The sequence below is a fragment of the Candidatus Neomarinimicrobiota bacterium genome (genome assembly GCA_012964825.1).
GTDB lineage: Bacteria > Fidelibacterota > Marinisomatia > Marinisomatales > S15-B10 > UBA2125.
Genome location: DTTI01000009.1, coordinates 4256 through 15942, shown reverse-complemented (window position 1 = coordinate 15942; position 11687 = coordinate 4256). Strand labels below are relative to the sequence as shown.

Sequence of the window (11687 nt, the reverse complement as noted above, 5' to 3'; positions counted from 1 at the left end):
CGATCACCGATGACTGTATCAAATCCCTGAGGCTGAGTTTCGATAAAATCGAGGGCATTGGCAGCCTCTGCTACAGCCCGGAGCTTTTCTTCAGATATGCCCTCCTGACCGTACGCAATATTATTGGCGATCGTATCATTGAACAGGATGGTTTCCTGCGCAACAATACCCATAAGATCGCGGAGTAATAGTTTCTGTAAGGATCGTACGTCTTTCCCATCAAGCTTAACCGAGCCTTGAGTCACATCGAAGAAACGGGGGATGAGATCTGCAATGGTCGATTTCCCGGCACCACTCTCACCCACAACTGCCACAATCTGTCCTCGCTCGATCTCAAAGGAAATACCCTGTACCACATCTCCTTCACCCTCATTGTAGGCAAAATGAACATTTTCGAAAGAGATGGCGCTCTCAAATTTGGTCACTTCTTCGGCATCCGGTGCATTGCTGACAGTTGATTCTGTATCCAAAATGGAATAGACACGTTCGGCAGAGGCGAGGGCTGTCTGCATATCCGTATTGACGGTGTTCAGGCTCTTGATCGGGTTCAAGATGGAGAATAGTAGCAAAATAAAACGTATGAAATCTTCCGGCTTCATAGAACTTTCGATGAGAACGTCCTGACCGCCCAGCCAAAGGAGAATGACACCCATGGTAACGCCGATCATCTCTGTCACAGGTGATGAGGCAAGCCGCAGGCCCATCTGGCGCTTTTGGAGTTGGTAGTACTTCGTTGTTTCCTTTCGAAATTTCAGTTTCTCAGTCTTTTCCATAACAAACGCTTTCACAACCCTGATGGCACCCAGAACTTCCTGAAGAATGGATACAATACCGGCAATCTGCTTTGATGACCGTTTCGCCTTCCGGCGAATGCTCCCACCAACCCACACCATCATTGTTACAGCAGCTGGAAGAATCAACATGGCGGCCAGAGTGAGCTTCCAGTTTATGAGGAACAAGAGTGTAAAAAATGTGAGTATGTTGATGGGCTCAACAAGGAGTTTCTGGAAGCTGACGGAGAAGGTCCTTCGCATGATGGCCACATCGTTCAGAACGATGGATGTGAGATCACCAGCTCGGGAACGATTGAAGAAAGACAAAGAAAGTGATGTCAAATGATTAAAAAGAGCGTTCCTCAGATCAGTGATAACCCTGATCTGCATAAGTCCCGCAAAAAAATTCTTCAAGTAAAGAAAGATATTTTTTAGAACAAAAATAGAGAAAATTGAGAGACATAGTCTTTTGAGAGTCCCTAGGGCAGTGGTGCCCAAAATCAGTCTGTTGGTCCACATTTTCAGTGTCTCATTAACTGTTCTCTCAGAAGAAGAGAGAAGTTCAGCCTGATTGTTCAGGAGTGTTTCAAAATCGGTGAGAATGTTGCTGATGAAAGAGGCGGTAAGCCAAATGGAAAGTGAATTGAAAAATACAAAAACCAGCGATGCCAGGATGGAAACAAGTAGAAGAAGCCAGTGGGGTTTGGCGAGTGTGAGGACGCGTTTAAACATAAAGGAAGATGTTGGGATTAATCAGGGTTGCAGGCTAAGCCTGGTTGCTGATTCGATTCTTGGGGCCACACATCACAGAACCGGCCTGTCTAGAGGAAGTTCCCTCTCATCTGTCATATACGACAAATCTATTACTTGATAAGGAAGAAATCATTATTTTTAAGCGATGCGATGCGAGTAGGAAAAAGAAGAATAATCGTAATTGGTGACCGTGTTCTGATCCGCCCTGATGAATCGGCGGAAAAGTCCCCAGCGGGGCTCTACCTTCCGCCTACCGTACGGGAGAAAGAGGATGTCTGGGGCGGTGTTGTTGTTGAAGTGGGTCCCGGCCTCCCGGTTTCTGATCCAAACAGTGTGGAAGAAGAGCCTTGGAAGACTGAGACAGAGAATGTTCGTTACATCCCCCCTCAGGCCGAGACGGGAGATTACGCTCTTTTCCTGAAAAAAGCTTCCGTTGAGATCAATGTGGAAGAGAATAAATATCTCATTGTTCCTCAGGCGGCCATACTCGTCATCATCCGCGAGGAATTGACCTCTTAGATTTCGAAACAGCTTCCGGGTTCAAAATGTTAATTCAAACCAAATGTTTAAAAGGTCATCTATTCAAATGAATGAGATAACATTTAGAGACTTTGGAGAAAAAGGTAACTGGATAGGGGGAGGTTCCGCAGCGTCAACTTCGACTAAGAAGCTGGAAGTAACCACACCCTATTGGGGCAAAAAGATTGCAACAATTCCACTTTCAGGTGGTGATGATCTCAACATCGCCGTCGAAGCAGCCAGCAAAGCGTGGCCAGCCTGGCGGGATACACCTGTTGGCACACGGACCCAGGTTATGTTCCGGCTCAAATCACTCATGGAGCGAGATTATGAAGAATTAGCAGAACTCGTTGCCTTGGAAAACGGCAAAACCATTCCCGAAGCAAAAGGAAGTATCGACCGCGGTATAGACGTCATCGAATTCTCCACGTCGTTCACAAACGTCCTGAGAGGTGAAGTTTTGACTGTTGCAAAGGGCGTCAGTTGTGAGGCTCTCTATGAACCGATAGGTGTTGTGGCAGGTATTACCCCTTTCAATTTCCCTGTCATGGTCCCGCTCTGGATGATCCCTATTGCCATTACAGCAGGTAACTGCTTTATTCTTAAACCCTCTGAACAGACACCTCTCTCAACCATGAAGATGGCTGAACTGATGGGTGAAGCGGGTCTCCCCGCCGGTGTTTTCAGTGTATTGAACGGTGCCAAGGATGCTGTGGAGGCCATCACCGATCATCCCGACATCAAAGCTGTAGCTTTTGTTGGATCCTCAAAAGTGGCTGAAATTGTTTACACTAGAAGTACTGCAAACGGCAAACGGGCACTCAGTCTTGGCGGTGCAAAAAATCATCTCATTGTCGTTCCAGATGCCCATGAAGAGACGACCGTTAACGGTGTCATCAGTTCATCCATGGGAAGTGCCGGTCAGCGCTGTATGGCTGCCAGCGTTATGGTGGGCGTGGAAAACATCGACGGCATCATCGATGGTATTGTGGACAATTCACGCAACCTCAAGCTGGGTGAAGATATGGGTGCTGTTATCAGTTCCGCAGCAAAAGTGAGAATCACCGCCATGGTCGATGAGGCAGAAAAGGACGGCGCAAAGATAGTTCTGGATGGGAGAAATGCAGATGCCCCAGATGGGTACGACGGTGGTTACTGGCTGGGACCGACCATTATTGATCATGCAAAATCGGACATGGCATGTGCACAGGAAGAAATTTTTGGGCCGGTCCTCACTATTGTCCGGGCGGGCTCCCTGGAAGAGGCTATTGAGATCGAAAACGGTTCACCTTACGGAAACGCCGCTTCAGTTTTTACGACATCAGGTGCGGTATCACGGTTTGTTTCAGAAAACGCCAGTTCTGGCATGGTGGGTGTTAATGTAGGTGTGCCGGTCCCTCGCGATCCGTTCAGTTTCGGCGGGTGGAATCAGTCGAAATACGGCCATGGTGACATTACGGGAACCAGTGGCCTCTCCTTCTGGACCAACCTAAGAAAAGTCACCACCCGCTGGCCGGCGGATTAGACCTCCAAAAAAGATTGATCCTGGATTCAGTTCTCTAGATAATCTACATGTCAAGAGGGCTTTTCACAGCCTACGGTCCCTTATTAACATAAATTAAGGCAATTCAGCTTGGAGAAAAAATGATCAAAAGCCACAATTGTATTAAAAAGTACTGGTATAACTGGCTTATACCATTAATAACATTTTCTTTTATTGTTATTGCAAACGCACAAAATGGGACCTTAAGTAAAGAAAAATCAGTGCTGTTCGTTTATGGGGGATGGGAGGGCCACGAGCCTGAAAAATGTCGTGATTTATTTGTCCCTTGGCTTAGGAAGGAAGGATTCAAAGTAACAGTGTCTCCTTCCCTTGATTCATATCTTGACGAGGATTTAATGAATTCGATTGATCTTGTTATTCAGATTTATACCATGTCTTCAATTACAGATGAACAAGAGAAAATGCTTTTGAATGCTGTTAAGAACAGGGGCGTGGCGATTGCTGGTTGGCACGGGGGACTAGCGGACGCATTCAGAAAAAATACTGAATATCAATTTATGGTTGGAGGGCAATGGGTAGCTCATCCCGGTGGCATAATTGATTACGAGGTCAATATAATCGATCACAAAGATCCGATCACTCATGGGCTAAGTGATTTTAAAGTTCACTCTGAACAGTATTATATGCATGTTGATCCAGCTAATGAAGTTTTAGCCGAAACAACCTTTAATGGCGAACATGCTTATTGGATCGACGGCTTTACCATGCCGGTTGTATGGAAGAAAAAATATGGAAAAGGTAATGTTTTTTATACATCTCTTGGGCACACGGTGGATGTATTTGATATACCTGAAGCATTGACAATTTTGAAAAGAGGGATACTATGGGCAATTGGAGAATTGAAGTAGTAGCCAAAGCTCGTAATTAATCTAATGTATTATATAGTCGATTCTTATGCTTGGAACTTGTGAACATAATCTATAGAATACTCTAGAAGGAAAAAGGCAATAGCATGAATAGAAGAGAGGCGCTAAAAGGAGTAGCCGCTCTCACGGGAGGAGCACTATCACCATCAATTATTTCTGCTGTGCTGTCAGGGATCAATTTGGGTGGCGGTGGGAAAAAATGGGCGCCTAAAATTGTCACTCCCAGACAAAATGATCTAATTACTGTTATTGCCGAATTGATTATTCCGGAGACGGACACACCAGGTGCCAAAGCTACCAGGGTTAATGAGTTTATCGATCTAATGCTGGCAGACTGGTTTACGCTTGCTGAAAGAAATCATTTTCTCAGAGGCTTAGTAGATCTTGATGCTCGGGCACAGAACGAACACTCAACAAGATTTGTTGAGTGTTCATCAGAAAAACAGATAACCATCCTGAAAAAACTGGAAAAAGAAATTCTCTCTCAAAAAAATTATAACGCCTCTGAAAACAACCAGAATGGTGCTCTGAAACCATTTTTCAGCCAGATGAAAGAACTCACACTCACTGGTTATTTCACTTCAGAGATAGGTGCTACTCAGGAACTGAAATACTTCGTGGCCACTAACAATTACGATGGCTGTGTCCCATTTTCTGAAATCGGTCGAACATGGTCAGAGTAGTTGAGCTTTCCCCAAAAAAACTTAGATAAAGAGAGATCTGAAGAGTGAAAAATGGCTATTAAGAATGACTATGATGCCATTGTTGTTGGTTCCGGTATTACCGGTGGCTGGGCTGCGAAAGAACTCACTGAAAAAGGACTGAAGGTTCTCTTGCTTGAGCGAGGACCTAATTTAAGGCATGGAGTAGATTATAAGACTGAACACAAACCGCCTTGGGAGTTTGCCTACAGGGACCAAGGAGATAGAAAACAGTATAGAGATGAGTACCAGATCCAGAGCCAATGTTATGCCTTTGGGGAGGCGACCAAAAACTTTTTTGTTAATGACAAACAGAATCCATATACACATGACCCAGATAAACCGTATTCTTGGATTCGTGGTTATCAGTTAGGTGGACGTTCATTAATGTGGGCTAGACAAAGTTATCGGTTAAGCAATTTGGATTTCGAGGCGAATGCGCATGATGGCATTGCAATAGACTGGCCGGTTCGGTATGAGGAGATTGCTCCCTGGTATGACTATGTTGAAGAATTTATCGGTGTCAGTGGACAGGCGGAAGGTCTCCCCCAACTGCCCGACGGAATATTTCAACCTCCCATGGAGATGAATTGCGTCGAACTGGTACTAAAAGAGCGAATAGAGAAAAAATATTCTGATAGAATGATGACCATTGGACGAGCGGCAGTGTTAACCCAACCAAAAGCGGGCCGTGCAGCATGCCATTATTGTGGGCCTTGCGAACGTGGCTGTTCCACCGGTTCATATTTTAGTAGCCTAAGCGCTACACTTCCAGTTGCCCTGGCAACCAAAAACTTGACGATCAGACCGGACAGTATAGTTCACAGTGTCATCTACAATGAGAGCAAAGACCGGGCTTCTGGAGTTAGAGTGATCGATGCGAATACACATGATGTCCAAGAATTCTCTGCAAAAATTGTTTTTCTCTGCGCTTCTACCTTGGGGACTACCCAGATTCTTCTGAATTCCTCTACACCTCGATATTCTAACGGCTTGGCCAATTCATCAGGCGTGCTGGGACATTACTTGATGGATCATACTTATGAATCAGGTGCCTCAGGTACGTTTCCCGGTTTTGAAGACAAGTATTACTCCGGTCGACGACCCAACGGCATATATATCCCCCGTTTCCAGAATATTACCCATAAGAATTCCAATTACTTACGCGGCTACGGTTTTCAGGGGTCTGCCCAGCGGCCGGGATGGAGACGTGGCGTGGACATTCCAGGCTTCGGGGCGGAATTCAAACACGCCCTGAGAGAACCCGGCCCATGGCGGATGGGTTTGGACGGATTTGGTGAATGCCTGCCACGCAAAGAGAATCACGTCAAACTGGATTCTCAAAAAGTTGATGCCTGGGGAATTCCTCTACTCAAAATAAATGCTACCTGGAGCGAAAATGAAAGACAGATCGAAAAAGATGCATCAATCACAGCAGCAGAAATGTTAGAAAACTGCGGTGCAAAAGACGTAGTACCCTATATAAATGATACGCCTCCCGGTCTTTGCATTCACGAGATGGGTACCGCCCGAATGGGTAATAACCCTAAAACGTCTGTATTGAACAAGTATAATCAATGTCATGATGTTTCGAACCTGTTTGTTACCGATGGCTCATTCATGACATCTTCCGCATGCCAGAATCCATCTCTGACATATATGGCGTTCACGGCACGTGCCTGTAATTATGCTGTGGGAGAAATGAAGAAAGGAAATCTGTAATTGGACATCTTCTTAAGTAAATCGAAAATGATTAAGAATGTGACAATGCTGCTGGCAATTCCTTTCGCCTTGATGGCCTACGATTCAGAAGAACAAGGCAAAAACCATCAGGGATGGATTAATCTTTTCAACGGAAAAAACCTTGAAGGATGGAAAGTAAAGATAACTGGCCACGAACTGAATGACAACTATGCAAATACATTCAGAGTTGAAGATGGAATCCTCAAAGTAGGTTACGATCAGTATGAGCAATTTGACGGAAAGTTTGGTCATATCTTTTACAAGGCCCCGTTTGACCACTACATCCTTCGTTTCGAATATCGATTCGTGGGAGTACAGACTCCTGGCGGACCCGAATGGGCATTTCGCAATAGTGGGATAATGTTACATTGCCAATCTCCTGAAAGTATGTCACTGAGTCAGGATTTCCCTGTTTCAATCGAGTTACAGCTTCTTGGCGGTAATGGAATGGATGAACGATCCACCGGTAATGTCTGTACGCCGGGAACGCATATTGTGATGAACGGCAAGCTTATTAGCCGTCACTGTATCGATTCCGCCTCAAAAACTTATCACGGTGACCAATGGGTAAAGATAGAAGTGGAAGTCAGGGGCAGCACCAAGATCAAACACAAGGTTAACGGGGAGGTCGTATTAGAGTATGCTGAACCTCAGCTTGACGAAGATGACCCTGACGCTAAAAAACTTATCAAGGACGATAAGCTACTTCAGGAGGGTTACATAGCCTTCCAGGCCGAAAGTCATTCTGTTGAATTCCGGAAAATAGAAATCCTCCCTTTAAATGAATAATAAATCCACCATTTATAAGTCACAGATATAGTAAAAATTCCTGATTTACTAGAACGGATTGATCAGAGCCAGCCTGAAATATTGATCGGGCTTTCCCCCATCTCCCCATCCATCTAAAGATTGAGCCTGGCCCAACGCAAATACTATAGGGCCAAAAGCAAGTTTCCCTTCCAATCCTGCTGTCATCACCAATTTATCCGCCTCTTCCCCGTTATTCCACACATTACCAAAATCTGAAATCAGCGCTAAGGAAACTACTTTAGGAATGACCGGCACCCTATACTCCGCCGTGCCAAAAACTAAGCGGTTTCCCAGCCGCGTGCCGCTCCATCCCCGAGGATTGTGATTCTCTGGAAGAAACTCAGAGAGGGATGGGGCGAGATCGCCCAACGGGACTGATAGATAGACAGGCGCATCGTTGGTGAGTCCTAGATAATCGTGGGCCGGTGGGGCGCCGGAAAGAGCGACTCCCTTAACGCGTAGGAAAAAGGCGGTGGGACCAACCGGAATATTAACAAATCCGTCCGCCGTAAGTCTTGTATAGTCGAATGTACCAAAGACAGAAGAAGTCGCCTTTTCAGCCCTCAGCATTAACCCTTTCCCTTTCCGCGGCAAAAGGTTATTCAATGCGTGGGGACGGCGATCCACCCAACGGTATTCCAAGGAAAACAATGCCTCCCTTCCAGCTTCGGGGATTGGCATTTCTCCATAAATTTTTTCTTCCCGAGGAAACCACTCTCCGGTGAACCAATTGATGCTGTCCGACACCATCGGCTGACGATCCATTAGAGAAACCGACGATGAAATAATATGATTGGATGAAAGGCTTTCACCTCTATTAAATGGATGAAACAGCCTTAACTGAAGACCATTTTTCGTTTCAAGAAGACCGTAGCGACTACCGTCGTAAGGGCGATATACAGGCAGGGTGTTAAAGAAATAGGAGACAGACCAAAGAGGACCATGTTGGGCGTTCTGATAAGAGAGAAACAGACCGGAACCTTCCTCGGTCTTGAAGTCTGTAAGACCGCCGACAGTGAACAGATGACGGCCGAGGCCATCAATCCATTGGGTAATTCCAATGGTGTTAAAATCCGGTATCACCATGGTGGTCACATGTTTCAAATGTTTGGTGAACCTGTAATCCTTAGGTTCAGTGATCTCAATATCACTACCAAAATCAACTGGTTCAAGCTGATGTTCCGGGCGTGCTTTTCGCCAATCAGTATAACTGTCCATCATTGACAAAGGAGCTGTTGTGATGGCTCTCCCTGGCCATACCTTCACAACCCTGACACTGTCAACATCACCCAATGTGATGGCAAACACCGTTGAATCGTGTGGTACACGCTGATGCGCCCAGATGGCGTCACCCACGTCGCTATTCTGGGTCACCGTCAAATCGCCCAAACTGACAGTGTGAATATTTGGTGTACCGCTCCGGTGAGAGGTAAAAGTGATGGATGCTCCATCGGGAGCCCAGACCGGTTGGAAGTCTACAGCCACATGTTCAGTAAGACGCTTCGTCTCCCCGCGCTGGAGGTCGAGCAGCCACAAATCCAGGTTTTCGTCTGAACCAGCTTTGGCAAAGGCAATGCTTTCGCCTTTCGGAGACCAAGCTGGTGTAAGAATCTGAGTATTCTCGCTGAAGGAAGTTATTGACACCGCCTCTCCCCCCATCGAGTCCATTTTATACAGATTTGCTACCCCGTTCCTGTGGGAGACGTAAACCATTGTTTTTCCATCGGGTGACCAGATGGGATATGTTGCCCGCCGTGTATCGGTCAACCATTGACCTCTCCCGGTTTCAATATCATAAACGCGAATATCCCAAACTGAAGACTGGTTATCGCCAAAATGGTATTTTGAGTAGGCAATCTTCCTTCCATTCGGCGACCAAGAAAAAGATTGGTGAAAACGGCCAAAGTCTACTTCTTTCTTTTTCCACAACACTTTCGGCTTCACTTTTTCTTTAGTGGTATCTTTCTCAGCTTCAGCCTCCTCCAGTGCTTTACGTTCACCAGCGGTGTCTCTTTCGGCAATTATCAAGGACATATCCCGTTGATCCTTGTCATCGAGACCCATAAGAGCGATCTTGGATGAATCGGGGGAAAACATGAAAGAAAACATTCTTTCTATAGGAAGCGACACCACCTCACCCACTTCCTCCATAGGCTCTTTTTGAGATCTGACACCGTAGTAGTACGTATTCATGTGGCGCCGCCAATCTTCCTCGAACTGACTTACTGTTATGCCTGTAGCCTTCTTGAATGCCTCTGGAAATCGAAAAATCTTGAGGAAATTCCTCCATTTTAGTGTTTCCACAATTGTTGAATCGCCGAATCGGTCTGACCAGTAGAGCATTTTGGAAAAACCGTCGTGATGTGGGTCCATCTCATCCATGTTGTTTCGGAGCACATGAATTTTATGTTGGAGATCCGCTCGGTAAGGCCGCCACTCTTCTGTCTCGTACTCCGCGGTTCCTTCCACTACCCATCCCGGCATCTCGGAAACAAGTAAATTTATTGGCGAAGGCAGCCAAGTTCGCGTCCGATGCAATAAAACGATATGCTGGAGTTCATGAGGAAGCACATGCTTGAGCCATTTCTTTCCCTCGTTCCTGAGGGCTGTATCGTTCTGACCGACCCAGATGAATGTGCTATAAAAATATGAGGCGAAACCGTTAGCCACTTCATCAGCAGCGGTAAAGACAATATCGATAGTTGGAATAGAGTCCAAATCCATCTGCTTCAAAAGTATTGGCAGTACATTCTCCGCAATAACGGCACCCCGCCGGGCAATCTCCTCCAAATCCTGATGATAATGGACATTGAAGTTCTCAGTGGAGATGGTATACCAATCAAGCTCAGGATGAACACGTCCCGTCCACGCCCACGTAAGAGGTGCACGAAACGGCTGAGCGAAAATAGTTGAAATAAGAATGAGCTTGAACAGTAACAACTTCATGGATTCAAGGCGCAAAGTTAAGAGCGAACTTTTTTATTACCCTCTCACTTTTCATAAAAAATTTCTAAATGAAGAAGGGCCGTGATCACTCACGGCCCTGACGTAGCTAATTGTAGATTTGTGGGGGTGTCGCTACGTGAAGTTTCTAATTATAATGCTCACATCTAAAACGATATGTTAATGATAATGTTCCAAAAGATTTGACCACGGGAAGCACCGGATAGTTAAATCCCAACTGGACAGCCCGAATCTTTAATAAATAAAAACCCCCGCCGAAGCGGGGGTTTTACCTTACTTAGTTAGAGTGGCTTGGTGCCGTTAGTTATCGGGATAAACAAAGCCAGGTGAGCACATACAGCTGGATTCTTCATACCGTGCCATCGGGTCAGACTTTGTATCCTCAGTAATCCTGTATTTATATGTATCGATGCCGGCACACCATGCAGCGCAGTTGGCCATGGTCGCTTGTCCCATGCCCATATCCTGCTCATCATTCATTTTATTGAATTCCCTATAGGTCGCTTTGAAGAACTCCTTGCGGTTCACTTCCTCATCACCGCATACACTGTCATTTTCGTCACTCTCAGCAATATCATTGAAACCGGGGTCTTCTTCATCACCATTGGCGAATTCCTCTATGGACTCACCTTGGCCGAAGAATCCAAAGGCTTCATCGATGTTGATGCAGTCATCACCGTCTCCAACAGCAGAGAAGAAGGGAGGACCCATGGGGGGACCCATGTCATGCTCCACTGTATCAAAATGCGCATCAGCAGCTTCGTGTGAGTCGAAAGTAATATCGTGCTGATCACAACGGGGCGGATGCTCAGCCATCTCATGGGCATTTACTTCATCCCAGTTACCAAAACTCTCACCGCATACGGGACAAACTGGTGGATGCTCATCAGCAAAGTGCTGATCCGCATCTTCGTGTGAGGCAAAAGTAATATCGTGCTCATCACAACGGGGCGGATGCTCAGCCATCTCATGGGCATTTACTTCATCCCAGTTA

9 protein-coding genes and 1 pseudogene (1 of these 10 cut by a window edge) are annotated in these 11687 nt (G+C 45.9%); 6 read left to right on the top strand and 4 right to left on the bottom strand.

The window, feature by feature from the left end:
* A partial coding sequence (locus EYO21_00725; GenBank protein HIB02339.1) for an ABC transporter ATP-binding protein occupies positions 1-1505 on the bottom strand: 1505 nt, incomplete at its 3' end.
* 171 nt (positions 1506-1676) lie between these two features.
* Here EYO21_00725 and EYO21_00720 point away from each other — a divergent pair.
* The 6 genes from EYO21_00720 to EYO21_00695 all read left to right on the top strand — a co-directional run bounded on the left by EYO21_00720 (position 1677) and on the right by EYO21_00695 (position 7708).
* A complete protein-coding gene (locus tag EYO21_00720) occupies positions 1677-2045 on the top strand; it encodes a co-chaperone GroES (GenBank protein HIB02338.1) in 369 nt (122 codons plus the stop codon).
* Between the two features lie 67 nt (positions 2046-2112).
* On the top strand, positions 2113-3570 hold the full coding sequence (locus EYO21_00715) for a CoA-acylating methylmalonate-semialdehyde dehydrogenase (GenBank protein HIB02337.1): 1458 nt from the start codon (positions 2113-2115) through the stop codon (positions 3568-3570).
* Positions 3571-3689: 119 nt separating this feature from the next.
* Positions 3690-4457: a ThuA domain-containing protein gene (locus EYO21_00710; protein HIB02336.1), complete on the top strand. Its 768-nt coding sequence runs from the start codon at positions 3690-3692 to the stop codon at positions 4455-4457.
* Between the two features lie 104 nt (positions 4458-4561).
* Positions 4562-5158: a gluconate 2-dehydrogenase subunit 3 family protein gene (locus tag EYO21_00705; protein ID HIB02335.1), complete on the top strand. Its 597-nt coding sequence runs from the start codon at positions 4562-4564 to the stop codon at positions 5156-5158.
* 51 nt (positions 5159-5209) lie between these two features.
* Positions 5210-6898 (top strand): GMC family oxidoreductase, encoded by a 1689-nt coding sequence (locus tag EYO21_00700; GenBank protein HIB02334.1) that lies wholly within the window; start codon positions 5210-5212, stop codon positions 6896-6898.
* A 27-nt stretch (positions 6899-6925) separates the two neighbouring features.
* Positions 6926-7708, top strand: a complete 783-nt coding sequence (locus EYO21_00695; protein HIB02333.1) for a DUF1080 domain-containing protein — start codon at positions 6926-6928, stop codon at positions 7706-7708.
* A 48-nt stretch (positions 7709-7756) separates the two neighbouring features.
* Here EYO21_00695 and EYO21_00690 read toward each other — a convergent pair whose 3' ends face one another.
* The 3 genes and pseudogenes from EYO21_00690 to EYO21_00680 all read right to left on the bottom strand — a co-directional run.
* On the bottom strand, positions 7757-10675 hold the full coding sequence (locus tag EYO21_00690) for a hypothetical protein (protein HIB02332.1): 2919 nt from the start codon (positions 10673-10675) through the stop codon (positions 7757-7759).
* 318 nt (positions 10676-10993) lie between these two features.
* A complete protein-coding gene (locus EYO21_00685) occupies positions 10994-11659 on the bottom strand; it encodes a hypothetical protein (GenBank protein ID HIB02331.1) in 666 nt (221 codons plus the stop codon).
* A gap of 11 nt (positions 11660-11670) precedes the next feature.
* Positions 11671-11687: pseudogene (locus EYO21_00680) on the bottom strand (hypothetical protein); it runs 403 nt beyond the window's last position.